This window comes from Alcaligenes sp. EGD-AK7, assembly GCF_000465875.3.
Taxonomy (GTDB): Bacteria; Pseudomonadota; Gammaproteobacteria; order Burkholderiales; family Burkholderiaceae_B; genus Alcaligenes; species Alcaligenes phenolicus.
The window spans coordinates 1-24,606 of the sequence record NZ_AVOG02000001.1; the positions used below are offsets into that span (position 1 = coordinate 1).

Annotated in this window: 20 protein-coding genes; 16 read left to right on the forward strand and 4 right to left on the reverse strand. The window is 56.0% G+C overall.

Annotation, left to right across the window (positions count from 1 at the left end):
- The 3 genes from N879_RS00005 to N879_RS00015 form a co-directional block, all read left to right on the forward strand.
- The coding region (locus N879_RS00005; protein WP_021446463.1) for a helix-hairpin-helix domain-containing protein at positions 1 to 427 on the forward strand (427 nt) is incomplete at its 5' end.
- 39 nt (positions 428 to 466) lie between these two features.
- On the forward strand, positions 467 to 1,039 hold the full coding sequence (pgsA, locus tag N879_RS00010) for a CDP-diacylglycerol--glycerol-3-phosphate 3-phosphatidyltransferase (protein WP_009455960.1): 573 nt from the start codon (positions 467 to 469) through the stop codon (positions 1,037 to 1,039).
- A 5-nt stretch (positions 1,040 to 1,044) separates the two neighbouring features.
- The gene (locus tag N879_RS00015) at positions 1,045 to 2,295 is read left to right on the forward strand and encodes an MFS transporter (protein WP_031231865.1); all 1,251 of its coding nucleotides are present in this window, start codon (positions 1,045 to 1,047) and stop codon (positions 2,293 to 2,295) included.
- Positions 2,296 to 2,475: 180 nt separating this feature from the next.
- Here the strand turns inward: N879_RS00015 and queF are convergent, their stop codons facing one another.
- Entirely contained in the window at positions 2,476 to 3,303 is an 828-nt protein-coding gene (gene queF, locus N879_RS00020; protein WP_009455959.1) for an NADPH-dependent 7-cyano-7-deazaguanine reductase QueF, read from the reverse strand.
- 308 nt (positions 3,304 to 3,611) lie between these two features.
- On the opposite strand from queF, the gene aceA reads away from it, so the two are divergent.
- From aceA to N879_RS00070, 10 genes are all read left to right on the forward strand, one after another.
- Positions 3,612 to 4,919, forward strand: a complete 1,308-nt coding sequence (gene aceA, locus N879_RS00025) for an isocitrate lyase (protein ID WP_009455950.1) — start codon at positions 3,612 to 3,614, stop codon at positions 4,917 to 4,919.
- A 584-nt stretch (positions 4,920 to 5,503) separates the two neighbouring features.
- Complete coding sequence (locus N879_RS00030) at positions 5,504 to 6,472, forward strand: hypothetical protein (protein WP_051359093.1); 969 nt, start codon at positions 5,504 to 5,506, stop codon at positions 6,470 to 6,472.
- A 1-nt stretch (position 6,473) separates the two neighbouring features.
- Positions 6,474 to 6,659 carry a cbb3-type cytochrome oxidase assembly protein CcoS gene (gene ccoS / locus N879_RS00035; RefSeq protein WP_009455947.1) on the forward strand — a complete coding sequence of 62 codons (186 nt, stop codon included), beginning with the start codon at positions 6,474 to 6,476 and terminating at the stop codon, positions 6,657 to 6,659.
- Between the two features lie 186 nt (positions 6,660 to 6,845).
- Complete coding sequence (ccoN, locus tag N879_RS00040) at positions 6,846 to 8,333, forward strand: cytochrome-c oxidase, cbb3-type subunit I (RefSeq protein WP_021446465.1); 1,488 nt, start codon at positions 6,846 to 6,848, stop codon at positions 8,331 to 8,333.
- A gap of 10 nt (positions 8,334 to 8,343) precedes the next feature.
- Positions 8,344 to 9,003 (forward strand): cytochrome-c oxidase, cbb3-type subunit II, encoded by a 660-nt coding sequence (ccoO, locus tag N879_RS00045; protein WP_009455946.1) that lies wholly within the window; start codon positions 8,344 to 8,346, stop codon positions 9,001 to 9,003.
- On the forward strand, positions 9,004 to 9,177 hold the full coding sequence (locus tag N879_RS00050) for a CcoQ/FixQ family Cbb3-type cytochrome c oxidase assembly chaperone (protein ID WP_009455945.1): 174 nt from the start codon (positions 9,004 to 9,006) through the stop codon (positions 9,175 to 9,177).
- Positions 9,174 to 10,091 (forward strand): cytochrome-c oxidase, cbb3-type subunit III, encoded by a 918-nt coding sequence (gene ccoP, locus N879_RS00055; RefSeq protein ID WP_009455944.1) that lies wholly within the window; start codon positions 9,174 to 9,176, stop codon positions 10,089 to 10,091. Before N879_RS00050 ends, ccoP begins: the two co-directional genes overlap by 4 nt.
- 37 nt (positions 10,092 to 10,128) lie before the next feature.
- On the forward strand, positions 10,129 to 11,628 hold the full coding sequence (gene ccoG, locus N879_RS00060; RefSeq protein WP_009455943.1) for a cytochrome c oxidase accessory protein CcoG: 1,500 nt from the start codon (positions 10,129 to 10,131) through the stop codon (positions 11,626 to 11,628).
- Between the two features lie 18 nt (positions 11,629 to 11,646).
- On the forward strand, positions 11,647 to 11,850 hold the full coding sequence (locus N879_RS00065; RefSeq protein ID WP_009455940.1) for a FixH family protein: 204 nt from the start codon (positions 11,647 to 11,649) through the stop codon (positions 11,848 to 11,850).
- 66 nt (positions 11,851 to 11,916) lie between these two features.
- Entirely contained in the window at positions 11,917 to 12,171 is a 255-nt protein-coding gene (locus tag N879_RS00070) for a hypothetical protein (protein ID WP_022983138.1), read from the forward strand.
- 160 nt (positions 12,172 to 12,331) lie between these two features.
- Here N879_RS00070 and N879_RS00075 read toward each other — a convergent pair whose 3' ends face one another.
- Positions 12,332 to 13,060 (reverse strand): helix-turn-helix domain-containing protein, encoded by a 729-nt coding sequence (locus N879_RS00075; RefSeq protein WP_009455938.1) that lies wholly within the window; start codon positions 13,058 to 13,060, stop codon positions 12,332 to 12,334.
- 324 nt (positions 13,061 to 13,384) lie between these two features.
- Between N879_RS00075 and clpB the strand changes: the two genes are divergently transcribed.
- Positions 13,385 to 15,976, forward strand: coding sequence for an ATP-dependent chaperone ClpB (gene clpB, locus N879_RS00080; RefSeq protein WP_009455937.1), 2,592 nt, complete (start codon positions 13,385 to 13,387; stop codon positions 15,974 to 15,976).
- 321 nt (positions 15,977 to 16,297) lie between these two features.
- Here the strand turns inward: clpB and N879_RS00085 are convergent, their stop codons facing one another.
- Positions 16,298 to 16,996, reverse strand: coding sequence for an epoxyqueuosine reductase QueH (locus tag N879_RS00085; protein WP_009455936.1), 699 nt, complete (start codon positions 16,994 to 16,996; stop codon positions 16,298 to 16,300).
- Between the two features lie 102 nt (positions 16,997 to 17,098).
- A complete protein-coding gene (gene glnE, locus N879_RS00090; RefSeq protein ID WP_009455935.1) occupies positions 17,099 to 19,855 on the reverse strand; it encodes a bifunctional [glutamate--ammonia ligase]-adenylyl-L-tyrosine phosphorylase/[glutamate--ammonia-ligase] adenylyltransferase in 2,757 nt (918 codons plus the stop codon).
- Between the two features lie 118 nt (positions 19,856 to 19,973).
- Here glnE and N879_RS00095 point away from each other — a divergent pair, with 118 nt between their 5' ends.
- Together N879_RS00095 and bla are read left to right on the forward strand one after the other, a co-directional pair.
- Positions 19,974 to 23,561, forward strand: a complete 3,588-nt coding sequence (locus N879_RS00095) for a YhdP family protein (protein WP_235484212.1) — start codon at positions 19,974 to 19,976, stop codon at positions 23,559 to 23,561.
- A gap of 97 nt (positions 23,562 to 23,658) precedes the next feature.
- Positions 23,659 to 24,534: a class A beta-lactamase gene (bla, locus tag N879_RS00100; RefSeq protein ID WP_009455933.1), complete on the forward strand. Its 876-nt coding sequence runs from the start codon at positions 23,659 to 23,661 to the stop codon at positions 24,532 to 24,534.
- The last annotated feature ends 72 nt before the right edge of the window (positions 24,535 to 24,606 follow it).

Consider the following 24,606-nt stretch of genomic DNA (forward strand, 5'->3'; position numbering starts at 1 on the left):
GATCGACGGTGGCAAGGGGCAGGTGGAAATTGCCCGCCAGGTTTTTGTGGAACTGGGCCTGGATATTCACGTCCTGGTCGGCGTTGCCAAGGGTGAAAAGCGTAAAGTAGGTCTGGAAACCCTGGTATTTGCCGATGATCGCCCGCCTGTGGCTTTGGGTGTGGAGTCGGCGGCACTGATGCTGGTCGCTCAGGTGCGTGACGAAGCGCACCGTTTTGCCATTACGGGCATGCGTGCCCAACGTGCCAAAACGCGCAATGTGTCACGCCTGGAAGATATTGACGGGATTGGCGCCAAACGGCGTCAGCGTCTGCTGGCTCGCTTTGGTGGTTTTAGTGGCGTTGCGGACGCAAGTATTGATGAGCTTAGTGCAGTTGATGGAATATCCACTGAACTGGCCGAACGCATTTATCATGCTTTACGATAGGCGAGAGCCTTTGTTTTAAATTAGGTTGGTATCCAAGCTATGCCTTTTAATCTGCCCATAGCCCTGACGTGGCTTCGCATCGTTCTGATCCCCTTGATCGTCGCCCTGTTTTATCTGCCAGCGAATTGGCTGAGCATGGAAACACGCGATCTGTGGGCCGCTTCGGTGTTTATCGTGGCCGCCGCAACGGACTGGTTTGACGGTTGGCTGGCTCGCCGCTGGAACCAGACGTCCTCATTCGGGGCCTTCCTGGACCCGGTTGCGGACAAACTCATGGTCAGTGCCGCTTTGCTGGTCTTGCTGGATCTGGGCCGTGTGGACGCCTTTATCGCCCTGATTATTATTGGCCGCGAAATCACCATTTCGGCATTGCGGGAATGGATGGCCAAGATTGGTGCCAGTGGTAGTGTGGCTGTTCACCGCTTGGGTAAATTCAAGACTGCGGCGCAAATGGTTGCCATTCCTTGTCTGCTGTACTGGTCGCCTGTCATGGGCCTGCCGACACGGATCATTGGGCAAGCCCTGATTATTGTCGCTGCAGTCCTGACGGTCTGGTCCATGTGCTATTACTTGCAGAAGGCCTGGCCGGAAATCAAGAAAAAGCAGCTTTAAGTTAAATGGCTAATTCATCAACAACGACGCTGGATGGGGCGGGGCCTGACGGTTCACAGGACTGGCGGGTGATTGGCGTTATTGGTATCGCCCACGCCAGTTCGCACTTCTTTCAGCTGATTCTGCCCACACTGTATATTTCCCTGGGCCAAGAGTTCGGTTACGACTTCCTGACCTTGGGTGGTCTGGTGACCACCTTTTATCTGGTGTCCTGTTTTGGGCAGGCCTCTTCCGGTTTTCTGGTTGACCGCATCGGCGCCTTGCCGGTCCTGAAAGTGGGTCTGTCCTGTTTTGTGGTGGCGGCCTTGCTGATCGGGACGGCCAATGGCTATGGCATGTTGCTGGCGGCTGCCTTGATCGGTGGCGTGGGCAATGCCGTGTTCCATCCGGTGGATTACTCCATCCTGAATCATCGTGTCAGCCCGGCTCGTTTGGGCCACGCTTTTAGCGCACACGGTTTGACTGGGAATCTGGGCTGGGCCCTGACGCCGGTCTTTATCACCACGCTGACTATTTACTTTAACTGGCGTGTTGCCGTGCTGTCGGCGGCAGCCCTGATTGCGGCTATTCTGGTGCTGGTCCTGATCAACCGGGATGCCTTGGCGGGACGTACAGCCTCGGGAACAGCGCCTGCACGTCCACAGAGCAAAGAATCGGTTTGGACGACGCTATCTACCTTGCTGTCCCGTCCTTCCCTGTGGGGTGCCTTCCTGTTCTTTGCCTTTGCTACGGCAGCGATGGCCGTGGTGCAGAACTACACCATTCCTATGCTGCATAACACCTATGGCATTGATAAGGTGACGGCGGGTACGGCTTTGTCCGGTTTCATGCTGGCCTCGGCAGCGGGCATGTTTGTAGGTGGCTTTATTGCTTCCACGACACCACGTTCTGAATTGATTGTGTTTGTGTCCCTTTGCGTATCGGGCGCTTTGTTGCTGGTACTGGGGGCGGGTTGGGTCATGCCTTCGCTGGCCTTGTTCGTGGTGGGCGCGGCTGGCTTTTGCTCGGGTATTGCCTCGCCATCGCGGGACATGCTGATACGTCGTGTCACTCCCAAAGGGTCTACCGGCGCAGTGTATGGTCTGGTGTACTCTGGCATGGACGTAGGTTCTTCCCTGGCACCAGTGGGCTTTGGTTTGCTGCTGGACGTGGGTTTGACCCAGGCTCCCTGGTACGGCGCAGCCATCGGGTATTGGACTGCGGCTGGCCTGGCGGTGTATGTGGCTTCTACCGTAAGCCGTGCGGCCAAATCCTGATTGGCTTGAAGCTATTCATGGCTACTTGGAAAGCCCTAAAAGAGAACCCCAAAAACCTGTCAAGTTTTTGGGGTTTTTTCTTGCCCTGGCTGCGTCTTGCTGCGGAGCTTGGCACCTTGAATCCAGAAAGGCGTATTGGCCCTCCTGGTTCAAACATCTCTAGCTGGCTTTATATAGAGATCACTGACGCGCCAGGCGAGGTTCGTCCACGCTATCCGCGTGGCTGCTGCGCCAGGGATTGATGTCCAGGCCACCGCGGCGGGTATAACGCGCGTACACCAGCAAACGCTCGGGCTGGCAGCTTTGCTGGATATCGCTGTAGAGGCGTTCTACACAATGTTCGTGGAACTCGGTATGCCGGCGCAGTGAGACGATATAGCGCAACAAGGAAGCCGGATCAATCTGCAGGCCGGTATAGCGTACTTGCACACTACCCCAGTCGGGCTGGCCGGTAACGGGGCAATTGGACTTGAGCAAATCAGAAACCAGGGATTCGGTCACGATGGGGGCATCTGGCAGGCATTGCAGCAAGCCGCTTTGTGGCGTGTAGTCCTGAATGCTGATGTCCAGCTCATCAATGCAATGGCCTTCGAGCTGACGGATAGGCTGGCCGTTCAAGGCCTTGAGCGGAATCAGCGTCACATTGACAGCGGCACCGGCAACCGCGCTCAAGTCTTGCTCCATGCGCTGCACAAGGCTGGCCACATCTTCCACCACTTCATCATTGAACGAGTTCAGATAAAGCTTGAAGGATTTGGACTCGATGATGCGTGGGCTATTCCAGGGAATAACAAAGCGCGCCAGTGCGACGACAGGCTTGCCTTTGGGATTGAGCCAGGAGATCTCGTAACCGTTCCAGATATCGGCGCCATGCCATTGCTCGGGAAGCTGAAGCGCCTGGCGGTTCAGGGAGCGCTCAATACCAAACAGGACACTGGGGTCGTACTGTGTGGGATAAACCACATCGTGCCCAAGAGGCGAGTCTTTAAGAGGGGAGTTGTTGCTCATTGACGGGTGCTGCAGAAATAAAACGGGAAACCGGTGCAGCGAGCAGGCGCTCACCGGGCGGTATAAAGGCGATTATCCCACATTGTGAAATCCTTGTCTCAGTATGCAAAAAACGGCTTGCGCGCCGCACAGTTTTTCATTTCACAAACAGGTAAGTCATTTCATATCTCGGAATTAATTATATATCTATATGATTTTTAAAAGAAAAATATTTACTCTTATATAAGATAGAAAACATGGATGCGGTGCAGCATTTGGGTAGACTGTAGTCATCTTGTTCACTGTTAAATCCATCTTAGGAGTTCACCATGAATGCTCGAGAAACTGAGATCCGCAATTTGCAAAAACGCTGGGCAGAAGACCCACGCTGGCAAGGTATCAAGCGTGGTTACACCGCTGAGGAAGTGATTCGTTTGCGTGGTTCTCTGGTTGAGGAGCACACTCTGGCTCGCCGTGGTGCTGAGCGTCTGTGGCAGTCCATCAATCAGGAACCCTTTGTGAACGCACTGGGCGCCCTGACGGGTAACCAGGCCATGCAACAGGTCAAGGCCGGTTTGAAAGCGATTTACCTGTCGGGTTGGCAAGTGGCTGGCGACGCTAACAGCGCTGGCGAAATGTACCCTGACCAGTCGCTGTACCCCGTCAATTCGGTGCCATCCGTGGTGCGTCGCATCAACAACTCCCTGGCCCGCTGTGATCAGATCCAGTGGATGGAAGGGGTGAACCCGGGTGACGAAGGCTACGTGGATTACTTCGCTCCTATCGTGGCCGACGCAGAAGCCGGTTTCGGTGGTGTGCTGAACGCATTTGAACTGATGAAGGCCATGATTGTGGCTGGCGCTGCTGGCGTTCACTTCGAGGACCAACTGGCTTCGGCCAAGAAGTGTGGTCACTTGGGTGGCAAAGTGCTGGTGCCAACTCGTGAGGCCATCTCCAAACTGGTGGCTGCTCGTCTGGCTGCTGACGTTCTGGACGTTCCCACCATTCTGGTTGCCCGCACGGATGCGGATGCAGCGGACCTGATCACCAGCGATGTGGACGAGTACGATCGCCCCTTCATTCTGGATGAGCGTACGGTGGAAGGTTTCTACCGCACCCGTGCCGGTCTGGATCAAGCCATTGCCCGTGGTCTGGCCTACGCTCCTTATGCCGATCTGGTCTGGTGCGAAACCTCCACACCGGATCTGGAGTACGCCCGCCGCTTTGCGGAAGCCATCCACCGTCAGTTCCCTGGCAAGTTGCTGTCCTACAACTGCTCGCCATCGTTCAACTGGAAGAAGAACCTGGACGACGCCACGATTGCCAAGTTCCAGCGCGAGCTGGGCGCCATGGGCTACAAGTTCCAGTTCATCACTCTGGCTGGTTTCCACGCACTGAACTACGGCATGTTCGAGCTGGCCCACGGCTACGCCCGCAACCAGATGAGCGCCTTCGTTCAACTGCAGGAAAAAGAGTTCGCCGCTGCACCCCTGGGCTTTACCGCTGTGAAACACCAGCGCGAAGTGGGTACAGGCTACTTTGACGCTGTCACTCAGACAGTTGAAGCCGGTAAGTCCTCGACGACCGCACTGGCCGGCTCCACAGAAGCCGAGCAGTTCGCGCCCTCCGAGGCATAAGCAGGACAGGGAAGGGTAGATAGCCCCTTCTCTGGTTGCAGGCAGCCCACCGTACGCTCCAGTCGGTGGGCTGCTTTTTTATTGGCACACTTTTTTGCTTAAAAGCTACATATTTCAAATATCAAATTTGAAGGCTTGATATTTGGTGGCAGCTGTTTTGAACAGACTTTGAAAGTATGGAAAGAGGGAGCGGAAACAAGCCCGAAAAGGCTTGCAAAGCGGGTGGTCAGACCTGCCTGTTCTTCAATTCAAGGTACACGTTAGCGTGGATTGATTTGCATTCACAGCGCTACATTATTTCGTCATGAAAAGTCTTGATAATCAAGGCATTCTCATAGGGGAAAGGCGTGGTAGACTTTGGCCGCGCAAGGGACGCATAAACAGTGCGAAATCCTTGCCCTGTGTTGCGGATGGAATAAAAAAAAGGCTGCCAATAAGCAGCCTTGAAAGCATTGAACAGTTAGCGCCGCGTTGGGGGGGTAACGGCCTGAACAAGATGCATAAGGACAACGATATAGGATCGAAGCAAAGTCGTATTGATTTAAATCAAGAATGAAGAAATATCAGTGGCTTATAGTCCTTCCATGCGCGCATATTCGATTTTTTCTCTTCCAAAGCCCCTCACCGATGAGCAGCGGTCGCGTCGGCGACACACATTAGCCCGTTTGGGCCTGTCCTGGCTGGCTGCCATGCAGGTGATGATGTTTGCTTTCCCCGGCTATATGCGCTCTTTCAGCACTCGCGCTGAAGACATTGAATCTCTCTCGCAAGTCATTGTGCTCATGAATTGGGCGGGCCTGTGCTTGACCATGCCTGTCGTGCTGTACTGTGCCTGGCCCATCCTGAAAGGGGCTGTCAAAAGCTTGTCCGAAGGTCGTGTAGGCATGGATGTGCCGGTGGCCTTGGGTATTGTGGGTGCCTTCCTGCCTAGCGTGTACAACACCTGGATCCAGCAGGGTGAGGTGTACTACGACTCGGTCACGATGTTCGTGGCCTTTTTGCTGACTGCCCGTTATCTGGAGCTTTGCGCGCGCCAGTCGGTGACGCAGTCCGCATCCCATGACCTGATCGAACGCTTTCGCCAGTCTGTGACAGGTCATGCCAATACTCTGGCATTCTGGTTTGTCAGCATTCAGCTGGTATTGGCCGCCGCATTTGGTCTGGTCTGGTACTGGATGGACCCTTCGCATGTCGTTCCCGTTGTGGTTGCCATGCTGGTCATGAGCTGTCCCTGTGCCATGTCCATGTCGGTGCCTTCGGCCGTCGCTTCGGCGCATGCCGGTTTGCTGGCCCGACCTGCCAGGAATGAATTTGAAGTTGTACAACTGACCCAGCAAACCGGCCGCATCGCCCGTCAAAACCTGTACGGTTCGATTGTCTGGCACTTGCTCATGACTCCTTTGGCGGCCTTGGGCATTGTGGCTCCCTGGCTGGCCGCCGTCAGCATGCTGGTGTCCTCTTTGGCCGTGGCGGCCAACTCCTGGCGCATCTATCGCAGCCGCACCCGCGAGGTGCCGGCTCAGTGGACCGGTCCAGCAGCAAGGCAGGGCTGATATGTTTGGCTCTTTGCTGGTCCTGATCCCCATCTCCATTTTCCTGGTCATTGTTATCGGTGTCTCTTTCTGGTGGGCCATTTTTGCTGGCCAGTTTGAGGATACGGGCAATGCGGCTGATTCCATCTTGCTGGACGACGACTCCACAGCGGGTTTGTCGGGAGCAGAGCGTCCACCCGATTCCTGATACCTTCCAATTTTTTTGTTTTTTAGCCCTGCAAATGGTCGGCGACACACAGTCTGCGGGGCGGAAACACGCGCGAGCGCGTGCTTTCCGAAGTTTTTTGATAAGCATCAAGTAGCAGATTACCGACTTGCTGGATGATGTAGCTTGTTGTCGCTTGTATTAACAATGTTTGTTTAGGGGAAGCAAATGGGCACTTCCGATGCAGTCGGAAATAACGCCGAAGTCTTCAATTACGGGATTGTGAGGCAGTTCGCCATCATGACCGTATTTTGGGGCGTCATCGGCATGGCAATAGGCCTTTTTATTGCCTTGCAGTTGATTTGGCCAGAACTCAATTTCGACACACCGTGGCTTAGTTTTGGACGTCTGCGTCCACTGCATACGAACGCTGTGATTTTTGCCTTTGGTGGCACCGGCTTGTTCGCGACATCCTACTATGTCGTGCAGCGTACCTGTCAGGCCCGTTTGTTCTGCGACAAGCTGGCAGCCTTCACCTTCTGGGGTTGGCAAGCCGTGCTGGTGGCCGCGGTCATTACCCTGCCTATGGGTTACACCAGCTCCAAAGAGTACGCCGAACTGGAATGGCCGATTGACATCCTGATCACGCTGGTCTGGGTGGCTTACGCCATTGTGTTCTTTGGCACGATCGTCAAGCGCCGTGTGCGTCACATTTATGTGGCCAACTGGTTCTTTGGCTCCTACATCGTTACCATCGCTGTACTGCACATTTTCAATAACCTGGAACTGCCAGTCAGCTTCATGAAGTCCTACTCGGCCTACGCCGGTGTGCAGGACGCCATGGTGCAGTGGTGGTACGGCCATAACGCCGTGGGCTTTTTCCTGACCACGTCCTTCCTGGGCATGATGTACTACTTCATCCCCAAACAGGCCAACCGCCCCATCTACTCCTACCGTTTGTCCATCGTTCACTTCTGGGCTCTGGGCTTTACGTACATGTGGGCAGGTCCCCACCACTTGCTGTACACCTCCTTGCCAGACTGGACTCAGTCCCTGGGCATGACTTTCTCCCTGATTCTGCTGGCTCCCTCCTGGGGCGGCATGATCAACGGCATCATGACTTTGTCGGGTGCCTGGCACAAGCTGCGTACTGACGCGATTCTGAAGTTCATGGTTGTGGCTCTGTCCTTCTACGGTATGTCCACCTTTGAAGGCTCCATGATGGCTATCCGTACGGTGAACGCGCTGTCGCACTACACCGACTGGACCATTGGTCACGTGCATTCCGGCGCGTTGGGCTGGGTTGCCATGATTACCTTCGGTTCTCTGTACTACCTGATTCCCCGTCTGTACGGCCGTACTGAAATGGCTCGTCCTCGTCTGATCGACCTGCACTTCTGGCTGGCTACCCTGGGTGTGGTGCTGTATATCGCCGCGATGTGGATTGCCGGTGTGATGCAAGGTCTGATGTGGCGTGCTACCGGTGTTGATGGCACCTTGACGTACAGCTTTGTGGAAGTCGTGAAAGCTACTTACCCCTTTTACGCAATCCGTGCTTTGGGCGGCGCCTTCTTTGTGGCCGGCATCTTGCTGATGTCCTGGAACGTGTTCCTGACCATCCGTGCAGGCGAGAAAGGCATCAACCCTGTTGTGCCCCTCAAGAACCCAGACGCCCGCGATCCAGCCCTGGTGGGTCCAACCCCTGTGCTGGCCTAAGGAGTAAATCATGGCTAATGACACTAAAAAGCGCTTTTCACACGCCACGATCGAGAAAAATACCGGGTTGTTGATCATCCTGAGCATCTTGGTGATCTCGTTCGCAGGTCTGGTTCAGATTGTGCCCTTGTTCTTTCAACACTCGACGACCCAGCCCACTGAAGGTATCGAGCCATACGAGCCTTTGCGACTGATGGGACGTGACATCTACATCCGTGAGGGTTGTGTGGGCTGTCACTCGCAGCAGATTCGTATGCTGCAGTCCGAAGTGCAGCGTTATGGTCCTTACTCGCTGGCTGGGGAGTCTGTCTATGACTACCCCTTCCTGTGGGGTTCCAAGCGTACTGGTCCTGACCTGGCCCGTGTTGGTCAGCGCTACAGCGACGAATGGCACCGCATTCACCTGCGCAACCCACGTAACGTGGTGAAAGAGTCCAATATGCCCGCCTACCCATGGCTGCAGAAAAACTCGGTCGAAGGTGAAAACATTCAGGATCGCATGAAGGTATTGCGTACGTTGGGTGTCCCCTACACGCAGGAACAAATTGATGCTGCTCCTCAGGAGCTGGTAGGCAAGACCGAAGAAGATGCGGTGGTTGCTTACTTGCAGGGCCTGGGCGTAGCCAGTCGCGACGCAGCTGCTAGGGCTGTGGAGCAGGGGAGCCACTAAATGCTAGCCATCATCAACGGTGTTATGACTGCTTTGGCGATGGCGACCTTCCTTGGCATTTGCTGGTGGGCGTTCTCTCGGGGACGCCGCCAGGCCAACGAAGAAGCCGCGCTTCTGCCTTTCGCCTTGCCCGACGAGGGATGCAACGATAAAAACCCTGGGGGTTCCGAATGAGTGACTTTTTTAATAATGGCTGGAGCCTCTGGATTTCCGGCATCGCCTTGTTAGGCATCATATTTTGTTTGTGGCTGTTATTTACTCAGCGTGCATTTCTGGGCAAGACGGTCGATGTGGAAGAAACCGGCCACGTCTGGGATGGTGACCTGACCGAGCTGAACACGCCGGTGCCTCGCTGGTGGACCGTGATGTACATCGGTTTGTGTGTGTTTGCCTTGGGTTACCTGGTGCTGTATCCCGGCCTGGGCAGTTTCAAGGGCACATTGGGGTTTAGTTCCGGCCAGCAGGTCAAGCAGCAACAGGCCGAGATCAATGCTCGCCTGGAGCCTGTGTACGCCCGTTACCGCGAAATGCCTATTGAAGAGATCGCTCGCGATCAGGAAGCCCGCGAAATTGGTCAGCGCCTGTTTCTGAACAACTGCGCCCAGTGTCACGGCTCTGATGCGCAGGGTTCTCCCAGCTTCCCTAACCTGGCCAATAAAGCCTGGTTGTGGGGTGGCGAGCCCGAGCAGATTCTGCACACCATTACCGAAGGTCGTACCGGGATGATGCCGCCACAAGCGCAATTCACCCCCGCTCAAGCCTCCGACGTGGCTCAGTATGTGCGTTCCTTGTCCGGCCTGGCTGCAGATCCTCTGCGTCTGGTGGCTGGTAAGCGTGTCTATGACAGCGCATGTTTTGCCTGTCACGGTGCGGATGCCAAGGGCAACACCTTGTTGGGCGCTCCTGATCTGACGGACGATTACTGGTTGTATGGCAGCTCCGAAGCCACCATCGTTCAGACCGTCTTGCAGGGCCGTACCAACCAGATGCCGGCTCAGAAAGCCACTTTGACTCCTGAGCAGATTCGTTTGCTGGCGGGTTGGGTCTGGGGCTTGTCGAACAATGCCGAGCCTGCCCAGGCTAACTAATGTGTTTTAAATTGATCTGACGCCTTCAGGACTTGCAATGAGTAGTGATTCTTCCCAACCCAGCGCTGATAACGCGCAGGGAACTGTGCCCAAGTGGCAACCTCCACGTAACACCAAGGGAGCGGGTGGAACCTCTCCGCAAGTCGAGAAGGCGCTGGTCGATGTACGCAGCAAAATCTATCCACGATCCGTCAAGGGCGTATTCGCCCGCTGGCGGATCTGGATGGTGTATTTCACGCAGATCATTTTCTATGGTCTGCCCTGGTTGGAATGGCATGGCCGTCAGGCCGTGCTGTTTGACCTGCTGGAACGCAAGTTCTACATCTTTGGCATGATTTTGTGGCCCCAGGACGTTATTTACCTGACGGTGCTGCTCCTGATATCTGCCTTCTCCTTATTCCTTTTCACCGCCATGGCCGGACGCTTGTTCTGTGGCTATGCCTGTCCGCAGACGGTCTACACCGAGATCTTCATGTGGGTTGAGCGCAAGGTGGAAGGGGACCGTCTGGCGCGTATCCGCTTGGATGAGCAAGCCTGGAACGCCCGTAAATTGCGTCTCAAAGCGACCAAGCACTTCCTGTGGATTGTGATTGCTTTGTGGACCGGCTTTACCTTTATCGGCTACTTTGCTCCTATCCGCGAACTGGGTGGCGAGCTGATCGCCCTGTCTCTGGGCCCTTGGCAGTGGTTCTGGCTCTTGTTCTACGCCTTTGCCACCTGGGGTAACGCCGGTTTCATGCGCGAAGCCGTCTGTAAGTACATGTGCCCCTACGCACGTTTCCAAAGTGCCATGGTGGACAGCGATACCTTTGTGGTGACCTACGACTTTGTGCGTGGTGAAACCCGCGGTGGTCGATCTCGCAAGATTGACCATAAAGAAGCCGGTATGGGTGACTGTGTGGACTGCAGCCTCTGTGTTCAGGTCTGTCCGACCGGTATTGATATTCGTGATGGCCTGCAATACATGTGTATTGGCTGTGGCGCCTGTGTGGACGTCTGTGACCAGGTCATGGACAAGATGGGCTATGAGAAGGGCCTGATCCGCTACACCTCGGAGCGCGCCATTAAAGAGCGCCTGACGCAATCGCAGGTGCGACGTCGCATGCTGCGCCCGCGCGTGCTGTCTTATATCCTGATTCTGGCCGTCATTTGCGGTGCCTTCGTCTACACCCTGGCAACCCGTACCCCGATGCGTGTGGACGTGATTCGTGACCGTGGTGCTCTGGGCCGTGAAGTGCCTGGCGGCATGATCGAAAACGTGTTCCGTCTGCAAGTCATCAATACCTCGGAAGAGGCGATGGAGTTGCAGTTGTCCGTAACAGGTCTGGAAGGTGCACGCATTCACTTGACCGAGAACGGCCAGGATCACATTCATGTGGCCCCTGCAGGCAATAGATTGTTGCCTGTCGTGGTGCAAGTCCCAATTAGTAGTGCCAAGCCAGGCCTGTATGATATTTCCATTCAGGCAGTCGGCGAGCATGAAGGCGGCCGCAAGACCTACGTGAATGAACGCAGTAGTTTCTATATTCCTCAGTAACTTTATAAAGAGCAAAACATGGACGAATCAAAGGACAGTGGACCCTGGTGGCGTGAACCGTGGCCCTGGTTGTTGATGGCCGGCCCGGCTCTGGCTATCGTGGGCTGCGTCATTACCATTGTGCTGGCGTTCCAGAACTTCAGTAATCAGGGAGTGACGGACGGCGGCGTCAAGCAAGGTCTGGTCGTCACCAAAGGCGAGCCTGCCCGCGAGCAGCGCTAAAAGTAGTTGATACACCGTTACGCTAGGGTTGAGAGAAGTATGTTTCCGTTCAAGAAGGGGGTACGAATGACCATCCGATCGTTGATGTGGATACTGTGGCCTTCATTCCTGGTCGCTGGGGTACTGAGTGCAATTGTGTTTGCTTTGGTAGACCCGTTGGACATCGTTGTGCTTGGACATATGCAAGTAGATCGACTGACCTTTTATACGGTGGCGTTTTTTCTGTTCTGGGTGGCCGCTGCGGTGGCTTGTACGCTTAGCCTGTATATGTCCTCTGGTTCGCCAGCGGTACTGGCTGAACCGGCAGATAGTCTGGACTGATTTCGACAAGCGCCAAACGACAAAAAAGCACATGCAATTTGCATGTGCTTTTTTGTACGCGCTTGGCGCTGGGGAGTGATGCAGCAGGCCCTAGAGACGTTCAGAGCCTTGCGTAAGCCCTAGGCAATACCAGGTAAAGGCAAGGAGCCAGCTAGGGGATTTAATCGCACTCCGTGCCTGCCAGAGTGCGCAGGGCGGCCAGATCCAGCAAGTGGACTTCACGCTGAGAAATTTTCAGCAGACCTTCGCGCGCAAAACGCGAGAACAGGCGGCTGACCGTTTCCAGTGTCAGGCCCAGGAAGTTACCGATTTCTTCGCGGCTCATGCGCAGAATGAATTCGTAAGGGGAGTAGCCAAGCAGCGACAGGCGCTGGGACAGATTCAGCAAGAAGGCGGCCAGGCGCTGCTCGGAACGCAGTCCGGCCAAGGTCATCATCAGTTGATGGGCGCGGTTGATTTCCTTGCTCATCAAGCGACGGAATTGTTGTTGCAAGATAGGCAGTTGGGCCGACAGGCGGTCCAGATCATCAAGGCGGATCACACAGACTTCGCTGTCTTCCAGGGCGATGGCATGGGAGACATGGCGGTTTTCAACCAGGCTATCCATGCCAAGGATTTCTCCTGGTAATAAAAAGCCCGTAATCTGGATGTGGCCGGTGGAATCTTCCAGCTGCATCTTGATCGAGCCAGAGCGCAGACCATAGATTCCTTCGACTGAGTCGGCCAGTCGAAACAGCACGCCGCCCTTGGGGATGCGGATGCGCTCCTTGACTAATTCGTCCAACCGCTCCATTTCATGCTTAGGCATCCCAAGAGGTAGACATACCTCATTGAGCATACAGCTGGAGCAGCGTATGGAGTCAGCGGTAACCGAGATACGTTTTTGCATAAGGAATAATGTCAGATGGCGAAACGCTAAATCTTTGAGTCAAATCAAGTGTAATTGTAGCTTTTTATTGGTTGGTATTCCCGCTAATCCTTAATATGTTTAGTTCTTAAGAGCTGCGCCATGCGGGAAGCGGCTGCCCATGCCGGGTACAGCGCGGTCAGACTGCTCTTGCCAGGTTGTTGTTTAAAAGCGATCCAAACACTTGAATACTTGGTTTTTGGCCTTATCTTCAATTCATCCTGTTATTTGTTGCGAGATCTGAGCGAGCAGTATTTAGTAACTGTTTGCTTTAGCTTATCGCATATTTTCTCAAGTGAAAATTCTATGCGAATCGATAAATTGACAACGAAGTTTCAACAGGCTCTAGCCGATGCGCAGAGCCTGGCTGTTCGCGAAGACAACCCCTATCTGGAACCCGCCCACGTACTGGTCGCCTTGCTGGCCGATGCCGATTCCGGCACTGGCAGCTTGCTGGCTCGTGCGGGCGTCGCCATTCCCCGTCTGGAAAACGAGCTTAACCGCCTGATCTCCAATCTGCCCAAGGTACAAGGGGCGGAAGGTCAGCAGCAGCTCAGCTCGGCTCTGCAAGCCGCTTTGGCCAAAACCGACAAGGAAGCCGCCCAGCGCGGTGATACCTATATCGCCAGCGAGTTGTTCCTGCTGGCCCTGGCTGACGACAAAGGCGAAACCGGTCGTGCCTTGCGCGATGCCGGCTTGCAGCGCCGTGCCTTGGAAGCGGCCATCGAGGCCGTACGCGGTGGTGCCAATGTGAATGATGCCGAAGGTGATAGCAACCGTGAGGCGCTGGACAAGTACACCACTGACCTGACCGAGCGTGCCCGTCTGGGCAAGCTGGACCCGGTGATTGGCCGTGACGACGAAATTCGTCGCACTATCCAGATTCTGCAGCGTCGCACCAAGAACAACCCCGTGTTGATTGGTGAGCCTGGTGTAGGTAAGACCGCCATTGTGGAAGGCTTGGCGCAGCGTATCGTGAACAACGAAGTGCCCGAAACCCTGAAGGGCAAGCGCGTTCTGGTGCTGGACCTGGCTGCCTTGCTGGCAGGTGCCAAGTACCGTGGCGAATTTGAAGAGCGTCTGAAAGCCGTCTTGAAAGAGCTGTCCAAGGACGATGGCAAAACCATTGTCTTTATTGACGAGTTGCACACCATGGTGGGCGCCGGTAAGGCCGAAGGTGCCATGGATGCCGGCAATATGCTCAAACCCGCCTTGTCGCGCGGCGAGCTGCACTGTATCGGTGCTACTACGCTGAACGAGTATCGCCAGTACATCGAGAAAGACGCGGCTCTGGAGCGTCGTTTCCAGAAAGTGCTGGTTAACGAACCGGACATGGAGTCCACCATTGCGATTCTGCGTGGTTTGCAGGAGCGCTACGAGCTGCACCACGGTGTGGCGATTACCGACCCGGCCATTGTGGCTGCGGCCGAGCTATCGCAGCGTTACATTACGGACCGTTTCCTGCCCGATAAGGCCATTGACCTGATCGACGAGGCCGCTGCCCGTATCCGCATGGAGATCGACTCCAAGCCCGAGGTCATGGACAAGCTGGATCGCCGCATCATTCAGTTGAAGATCGAGCGTGAAGCCGTCATCAAGGACACGGACGAAGCCTCTCAGCGCCGTTTGCAGGCCATCAATGACGAGATGGAGAAGCTGCAGCGTGAGTACAACGACTACGAAGAGATCTGGAAAGCCGAAAAAGCGGCAGTTCAGGGCTCGCAAGTCGTTAAAGAGGAAATCGAGAAAGTGCGTGCCGAAATGGCCGAGCTGCAACGCAAGGGCCAGTTCGACAAGTTGGCCGAGCTTCAATACGGCAAGCTGCCCGAACTGGAAGAGCGCCTGAAAGCGGCTGAAGCCAATATGGACAAGGCTGATCAGGACAAGCCTCGCTTGTTGCGTACACAGGTTGGTGCCGAGGAAATCGCGGAAGTGGTTTCGCGTGCAACCGGTATTCCGGTGTCCAAGATGATGCAGGGCGAGCGTGAAAAACTCTTGCAGATGGAAGACTACTTGCACAAGCGTGTGGTCGGCCAAGGTGAAGCCGTACGTTTGGTGTCGGATGCCATCCGTCGCTCGCGTGCCGGTCTGTCTGATCCGTCCCGCCCTTATGGTTCCTTCCTGTTCCTGGGGCCAACCGGTGTGGGTAAGACCGAACTGACCAAGGCATTGGCCAACTTCCTCTTTGATTCCGAGGATCACATGATTCGTATCGACATGAGCGAATTCATGGAGAAACACTCGGTGGCTCGTTTGATCGGGGCGCCTCCCGGCTACGTGGGCTATGAAGAGGGCGGTTACCTGACCGAGGCCGTGCGTCGCAAACCTTATTCGGTGATTTTGCTGGATGAGGTCGAGAAAGCACACCCCGACGTCTTTAACGTGCTCTTGCAGGTGCTGGACGATGGCCGTTTGACCGATGGTCAGGGCCGTACAGTGGACTTCCGCAATACGGTGATCATCATGACCTCGAACCTGGGTTCGCAGCATATTCAGCGTTTGTCGGGCGAGCCTTACGATGTGATCAAGGAAGTGGTGTGGGAAGAAGTGAAACAGCATTTCCGCCCCGAGTTCCTGAACCGTATCGACGAAGTGGTGGTATTCCACGGTCTGGAAGCAGAACACATCGAGTCCATTGCTCGTATCCAGCTTGAGCGTCTGGATCAGCGTCTGGCTCAACGTGACATGCATCTGGAAGTCAGCGAGGCTGCTTTGGCGCAGTTGGCCAAGGCTGGGTTTGACCCTGTGTTTGGCGCACGTCCTTTGAAACGTGCCATTCAGCAGCACATTGAGAACCCGGTGGCACGCTTGATTCTGGAAGGCCGCTTTGGTCCTAAGGATGTAGTGCCTGTGGACTGGAAGGACGGCGAGTTTACGTTCACCCGCAGTATCCAGTAATGAGCAGGCTCTGATTACTGCTGTGCTGGTGAGCGTTGAGCAGTAGAGCGGACCAGCGCATGCAGTAAGCCTTAGTTGAAACGGCAGTAAAAAAAGCGCCTTGGGCAACCAAGGCGCTTTTTCTTTGGCTCGACGGATTGTTTCAAGCTTGGGTTGCTTTACCTGTGATCTGTGCCACCCACTTGGGTTTTGGCAAAGACAAAGCTATTCAGAATCCTGGTGGGGCTTATCGATGCACTGTTCGTATAAGGGACAACTGTCAAGCAGAGGCTGTTTCAGCCAGGTGTGCTAAGTCCGCCAGGACGACCGTTCAGGCCTCGCTTATGCGTTCTTTTGCGCCGGTGCTGGGGGCGGAGTCAGGTCCAGCTCATCTTTGCCGTAGAACTTCACACCGATCTCGACACGAGGGCGGCCTTGCGAGCGGCGGTGGCGGTTGGTGTCGCGCAGCGAGTACACGCAGCCGCAATATTCCTGCTGATAGAAGTTCTCGCGCTTGCTGATCTCCAGCATGCGTTGCGAGCCGCCACCTTTGCGCCAGTTGTAGGTCCAGTATTTCATCTCCGGATAACGGGCTGCGGCGCGCTCGCCGCAGTCGTTGATCTGGTTCATGTCTTTCCAGCGCGAAATACCCAGGACGCTGGAGATGATGTCGTAGCCATTTTCATGGGCGTAGAGGGCTGTGCGCTCAAAGCGCATGTCAAAGCAGACCGTACAACGCTCGCCGCGCTCGGGGGCGTGTTCCAGGCCGCGTACGCGTTCAAACCAGTTATCCACGTCGTAGTCGGCATCAATAAATTCGATACCGTGCTGTTCGGCAAAGCGGATGTTTTCCTGCTTGCGCAGTTCATATTCGCGCACCGGATGGATATTGGGGTTGTAGAAGAAAACGGTGTATTCAATCCCCGAGGCGTGCAAGGCCTCCATCACCTCGCCCGAACAGGGGGCGCAGCAGGAGTGCAGCAGCAATTTCTCGCGCTTTTCCGGCATGGTTAAAACTGGACGATTGAGCTGAGTGGACATGAATCTGAATCCGAGAAAAAAGGCGTCCCGAGTCGGTCGCACAATAAATCAATGCGACTATTGTAGATTCTTGGCAAAGTTTAGTGAAATCAATCTGTTGCCTTAGTACCCCAGGACCTCGTCCCATAGTCGCGTCACGGCCTGCCGTTCCTGAGTTAGTTCGGTCTGCGGGACACGGGCTTTTTCCGCCCCTTCCAGACGTAATGCGTGCTGACGACGGCGCAGGGCACGGTAGGCATCGGCAACTTCCTGAGCATGGTCAACCGCAATCAGGCCCGCTTGCGCGGCAATGCCCAGCAAGGCGATGTTGCCCAGGTTCTCCAGCAGCTTGGGATGCTCTCGGCTATGGCAAAGCACCAGATATTGGGTGATGAACTCCACATCCACCATGCCGCCACGGTCGTGCTTCAAATCAAACAGCTCGCTGCGGTTGGGGTGCCCGGCACTGATCTTGTCTCGCATGTCCAGAATGTCTGCGCGCAGTTTGCGACGGTCACGTTCCATCAACAAGATGGAGCGGCGGATTTCATCGAAGCGTTCCTTGATCTGGGCATCCCCGGTCACAAAACGGGCACGGGTAATGGCTTGATGCTCCCAGGACCAGGCGCTACGGGTTTGATACTGCTCGAAGGCATCCACACTGACGGCCAGCAAACCGGCATCGCCATCCGGGCGCAAACGCAGGTCAATATCGTAGAGACGACCGGAGGAGGTCATGGCCGACAACCAGCTGGTCATGCGGCGAGCCAGTTTGATGTAGCGCTCCACATTGTCCTGGCTGGGGTCGTCATAGAGAAACACCAGATCCAGGTCCGAGGCGTAGCCAATTTCCTTGCCGCCCAGCTTGCCGTAGGCGATGACGGCAAAGCGGGGCGGGGTGTCGTGTTCAGGGCCCAGGCTGCGGGGGCGCGTCAGAGGCCAGGTACGCTCCAGCGTCTCGGCCAGCATCATGTCGGCCAGGGCCGAGAGCTGGTCGGCCAAGGCCTCCACCGTCAGCACGCCTTCCAGGTCCTGAGCCAGTAATTGGAAGGTGATCTGGTGCTGCCAGTCGCGCATCATGTTCATTTGCTGTTCGACATCGGCCTGGCCATCGGGCAGACGGCAGGCGTCCAGGTCGCGGCACATTTGCTCGGACAGGGCCGCAAAGTCCGGAATTTCCATTAGCGAATGCCATTCGATCAGGCTGTCCAGCAGGAGCGGGTATTGAGCCAGATACTGGGCGGCCCAAGGGCTGGCTGAGACAATACGGGCGACGCGGGCCAGCGTATCGGGGTATTCAGCCAGCAAAGCCAGATAAGCACTGCGTTGGGCGATCAGCTCGATCAGGTTGAAGAGCCGTGTCGCTGTCATTTCCGGGTTTTCGGAGCGGTAGGCGTAGTCCTCAGCCAAGGGGATCAAGCGTTGTACGCGATCCAGGCTGGCATTGGGCAGGCTGCGCAGGCGATGGCTGTTCAAAAGTGCCTGACGCAATTGTTCGATGCGTTCCCGCAAAGCCTGATCTTGCTCGGCGCTGTTGACTTCGAGGGTGGGGGCTGCCGCTACAGGAGGCTCGGCACTGGCTTCTTCCCCCATACCCGCTAGACGGAAGGCATTGCGGAAGGTATGCGACACAAACTTTCTGTGCTGGCCTAGCTGCTCGTCGAAATCGGCCAGGCTCAGGCCCAAGGTGGCGGCCAGCTCGGTGCGCAGCTCCTCGTCCTGGGGCAGCAAATGGGTTTGTTCGTCTTCGCGATACTGCAGACGGTGTTCGACACGTCGCAAGAAGGTATAGGCGGCCAGTAGCTTGTCGCAGACCTCCTGGTCCAGCAGACCGGCTGCGCATTGACCGCGCAGAGCCTTGTGCAGGCTGGTTGTTTGCAGGGAAGGCTGTCGTCCACCACGTATCAGTTGATTGAGCTGGACTACAAATTCAATTTCTCGAATCCCGCCATCCCCCAGCTTGATGTTGTGCCAGGTCTCCACGCCATTGCGGTTCAGGGCGCGGCGTGTCCAGTCCTGACGGATGCGCTCGCGCAGGCCGCGCAGGGCGGACAGGGCATCAAAGTCAAAATATTTGCGGTACACAAAAGGGGTACGCAGCGCTTCGAAGTGATGTATATCGCCAGCGCTACGGCTGCCTTCAAAGGCCTGGGCCTTGATGGGGCGCGCCTTGATCCAGGCATAGCGTTCCCACTCCCGGCCTTGATTGACCAGATAGTTTTCCAGGGCCTGCATGCTCCAGGCCAGCGGCCCCGAATCACCGTCCGGACGCAGACGCAAGTCGGTGCGAAACACCTGGCCGAAGGCATCCGTATCGGACAACACGGGCATCATGCGCTGGGTTACTTTGCCGTAAAACTCGTGATAGCTCAGGGGGCGGCGACCATCGGTTTCGCCGTCCTCGTCGTAGAGCATGATCAGGTCAATGTCCGAGGAAACGTTTAATTCTCCCCCGCCCAGCTTGCCCATACCCAAAATAATCATCTCTTGGGGCAGGCCGGTTTCCGAGTTTTTAGGAATACCGTGTACGTCAGCCAGTTGCCGGGCCACGGTTTCATAGGCTTGTGCCACGGCCAGATCAGCCAGGCTGCTCATGGCCTGCATGACTTCATCCAGGGGCGCCAAGCCATTGATATCGCGGATCATCAGCACCAGAAAGACCCGTTCGCGCAGTTGGCGCAAGGCCTGGCGCACTTGTGCCAGACGATCATTATCGGGCTCGGGCAGCAAAGTCCTATACCATTGCGTAATCAATGCGGGGGTGACAGGGTGTTGGGCTTGCTCTTCCAGCCACGCTCCAAATTGTGGCTGAGCGTTTACTTTTCGACGCAAGGGGCCGGACCATTGCATCACGGGCTTCAATATAATGGACTGGCTCATACGATAAGAGGCTTTTCGGATAAGGGGGAACGACAAGTGAAATGACTTGTCTGACTAGGCCGGAAATGACCGCATCTAACTATACTCGGGAATTGATTGCATGGTAGTTCGAGGGCTTGTGCGACTGGCGCTAGTGCTCTATTTTGCGCTGATGCTAGGCCTTGTCGGGCTACGTTACTTGCTCGTGCCGCAACTGGATAATCTGCGTCCCTATCTGGTGCAGAAAATTAGTGAGCAAACCGGCCTGCAAGTCCAGATCCAAGAATTAAAAGGCGACTGGCAGGGCTGGAATCCCCATCTTTCCGTGACAAACCTGTCGCTGGCAGAACCTGGGCAGGAGCCCATGTTGCAGCTGCCCAAACTGCAAGCCGATATCAGCTGGAAGTCCTTGTTCAGCGGCTCGCTGCAATTGCGCCAGCTGGATGTGCAAGGTTTGACGATCCCGGTGCGGCGCGACCCCCAGGGTCAGATTCTGGTGATGGGTCAGGTGCTGGATCTGAATGATGAGAGTGCCCCGTCCGAACCCGAAGCCTGGCAAGGACCGGTTCGCTGGTTGCTGGAGCAGCGCGGCATTCGCATTCAAGGTACGTCCTTGCAATGGCAGGATGATCTGCGTGGCGCGCCTGTCTTGAGTCTGCCGTCGATTGAATTGCAGATCGGCTACAGGCAGGGCTGGCATGAGGTCAATCTGGCGACAGCCTTGCCCGCCAATTTGGGCGAGTCCCTGGCTTTGGCCTTGCGTGTGCAGGGCAAGCGTCGTCTGCCCGAGAGTGTGGATGTGATGGACCTGCCCTGGGAACTGACGGTTCAGGCTAAAGGGGTGGATGCTCCTGCGCTGCGCCCGTGGCTGGATGTGCCTGTGGCCCTGGACAAGGGCTGGGTCGATGTGCGCGCTCAAGCCACTCAGCCTAAAGCGGCCCAGACCGTACAGATGCAGCTTGCCGCCCAGTTGCGTGATGTGGCCGTGCTTACCGATAGCGATGATCGCCTGCAACTGCAGCAAGCCAATCTGGAACTGGCGGGGGGGCTGAATGATATGCAGGCGCTGGCCCAAGGCAAGCAAAGTGGCGATGTGCAGTGGGCCTTGTCGATGAACAGTTTTGGTCTGCGTGTGCCGGATTTGTTTGCCCAGTATTTGGCTGTGGATCAGCTCAATGCTCAAGGCACCGTCCACCGGGATGAGCAGGCCAGACTGAGCGTCAGCAAAATGAATCTGGCTTTGCGTAATCCTGATCTGGATGCACAGTTGACAGGTAGCTGGCGCGAGGATGCCACGTTCGAGGCCGGTGTGGCTGACTGGCAGGGGCAGTTCAAGCACCTGAATCTGGCGGCTTTGGTGAATTACCTGCCTTTGACGGTCAATCCTCTGGCGCGTGAATGGATGCAGGCCGGACTGGTGCAGGGGGCGGTACGAGACGGGACAATCCGTCTGCAAGGCGGCCTGGATACCTTCCCGTATGGCTTGAGTCCGGAGGATGGCAGCTTTGAAGTGGCGGGGGCTTTGGATCAGGGAATTGTGGATTATCAGCCCGCCCGTCCCAAGCGGTTGGCCTGGCCGCGTCTGGAAGGCGTGCAGGGCAGCATACGCATGCATAACGACAATCTGGATATTGTGGCTCAGCAGGCGCGCATGCCGATTGCCAAGCAGCAGGATATCGTGCTGCGCGATATTCAGACCCACATTACCTCCTTGGAGCAAAACAGCTTTCTGAAGCTGGAAGGTCTGTCCCAGGCACCGGCGACCAGTTATCTGGCCCTGGTGCATCAATCCCCCTTGAATGCCTTGCTGGATGGCTTGCTGGCCGACAGCCGTGTCAAAGGGGATTGGACCGTACCGGTCAAGTTGCAGATTCCTTTGGATAATGCTGATGATGCCCAGGTACAGGGCCAAATCCAGATGAACAATGGCGAGTTTCAGTACATGCCTGAAGCCCCTTCGTTTACAGCGTTGAAAGGCGAACTGGCCTTTAGTGAAAAAGGCGTCAGTGCCCAAACCTTGACGGGCAAGATGCTGGGCGGTGATACCCGGATCAGTGGTGTGCTGGAGCCCGGCAAACCCGGTTTACGTCTGAATGGTGTGCTGACGGCCAAAGGCCTGGAGCAATACCTGGAGTTGAAGGGCTTGCAGCGTTTGCAGGGTCAGACACCTTATAGCGTGTTGATGAAGCTGGACGCCAAGGGCGCTTTTTCGTTTGGGGCCGAGTCGAACCTGACAGGTTTGGCACTGAATTTGCCTGAACCTTTCCACAAGCCTGCCGAGCGTGCGGCCAAACTGAAGGCGGATTGGAGTAGCGATTCCGCCGCCAAGATGGACCGTTTGCAAATCAGCCTGGAGGACAGACAGAGCTTTTTGCTGAACCTGCTGCATGCTCAAGGTTCCCGTGATGGCAGCTACTTTCAAAGTGGCAGCATGGGAACACCGGGATTGGTGAATTGGCCCCAACGCGGTTTTGAATTACATAGTCGCTATGACCGTATGGACCTGGATGCCTGGGAAAGGGTGGTGGGGGAGTTTGGCCAGAATCTGGATGGCAGTCCCTTACCTCCTTCGGCCCGCCCCTTGCTGCCTTTGCTGGAGCGGGTGCGTCTGAAAGCGGATCAGGCGTTTTTCCGAGGGCAACTGCTGGACCAGCTGGAAATGGAAAGCACGGAAGATGCCGCTGGCAGACTGTTTCTAAGCATGAAGGCCAAGCAGGCCGAAGGGCGTTTGCAGGCGCAGCATCAAGGTGGCCGCTACACCGGCATGTTCAATGCCAACTTCTCCCATCTGTACATTGACAGTGGCAGGCCTGATTGGGCTTGGCCCGACGCCGACTTGCCCATGAATGACGACCTGCGTTTGCCCGCGATCTCGTTCAAGGTGGATGATTTGCAGATTCAGGGTGTTCGCTTTGGCAAGCTGGAAGCCAAGGGCAAGCCCGCTGGAAAGGGACAAAAGTGGACGTTGGAAAACATTTCTCTGAATGCCCAGGGTATGCAGCTGAATGGTTACGGCTCTTTGGCATTGAGTGGGTCGCAGCGTGGCCTGGAGTTGGTGGCAAACAGCCGGGTAAGCAATTTGGGACAGTTTGTGGATGTCAGTGGCTTGCTGACCGAGTCCATCAAGGATGGTGACGGCACGGTACAGGCGGCCTTGTTCTGGAGCGACTTCCCCTGGTCTTTTGACAAGCGCAACATCCGTGGCCAGTTCAATGTGGATTTGCGCAAAGGGCGCTTTATCAGCCTGAAGTCGCGCTCGGCTAAACTGCTGGAGCTGCTTAGCTTGCAGTCCATCTCGCGCTTGAGCCGTCTGGATCTGGATTTGTTTGGGGCGGTGAAACAAGGCTTTGCGTTCGATAGCCTGACCGGGCGCATGAATCTGTCGCAGGGCAAGCTGGAGCTGGATAATTATCAGATCAAGGGTCCGGCAGGGGCGATCAGCCTGAAAGGCTGGATTGATATCCGGGATGAGACGCTGGATTTGATTGCGGTGGTAGACCCGAATCTGGATATGAGCGGTGCGGCGATTGCAGCGTACTTTACTGTCAACCCGATGGTGGGAGTTGGGGCCTTGCTGACACAGTGGCTGATGCAGATTCCGATGAGCAGTCACCTGTCTGTCACGTATGCGGTAACAGGCAAGATGGATGATCCCCAGCTCAAAGAGTTGGCGGTCCCTGCTGTTGGTAGCGCGAAACAAGAGAAACAGCCTCGGATCGAGCCTTGATGGCAAGCGCTTCACTCAAAGCGGTTTTGAGTGGGTTTTTTATCAGGGTCGCAGCCAGGCTTTTCCGTGTTTTAACCCTTATGCAAAGGATAGGCCGATGAGCGCACAGAGACTGAAACAACTGGCAGCGACCTTGCTCGTGGCGAGCCTGCCTTTCCATGCGCTTGGAGCGCAAACGCATCCTGTGGCTCAGGCCGCACAAGCGGTCGAACAATCCTTGCAGGCCCGTGTCGGACTGGCTGTACTGGATACGACAGATGGGCAGTTGTGGCAATACCGTGCCGATGAACGCTTCCCTATGGCCAGTACCAGCAAGGCCTTGATCTGCGCGGCGTTGTTGGCCCGAGGGCCGGGTGCCATGAAGACCGCCTGGCTGGTCAAGGAAGAGGCCATTCAATCTTACGCACCGACGACAGAAAACCTGATAGGGCAGTATGTGCCAGCGTCGCAATTGTGTGCGATCACGATGCGCAACAGCGACAATACTGCGGCCAATGGGGTTCTGGAGATGCTGGGCGGGCCCGAAGCGATCACGTCCTTTCTACGCAGTGTAGGCGACATGGTGACACGCCTGGATCGCAACGAACCCAGCTTGAATGAGGCCAGGCCAGGTGACCCGCGTGACACCACTAGCCCGCAAGCCATGGTGCATACCTTGCAGAGTCTGGTGCTGGGCGATGCGCTGAAAGCCCCAGACCGAGATCGGCTGATTGACTGGATGACGCATAACGAAGTGGGTGGGCCTTTGCTGCGGGCCGGTGTTCCTGAGAGCTGGACCGTGGCAGACCGGACCGGGGCAGCGGCTTACGGCACTCGCGGTGTTGTGGCGGTGATGTGGCCCCCTGAGCGTGCGCCGCTGGTGGCTGCCGTCTACATCACGGAAACAAAGGCCTCCATGGAAGAGCGCAATGCGGCCATCGCAACGATTGGCAAGGCAATTGCAGCGGCTGTGGATCAAAAAGCTTCGCCGTAGCTGGTGTGGGGAAGGCGAGGGGCACGTTAAGAAAGTGTGCTTGGATGCCTGTATTGAAGCTTGGGATTTGCA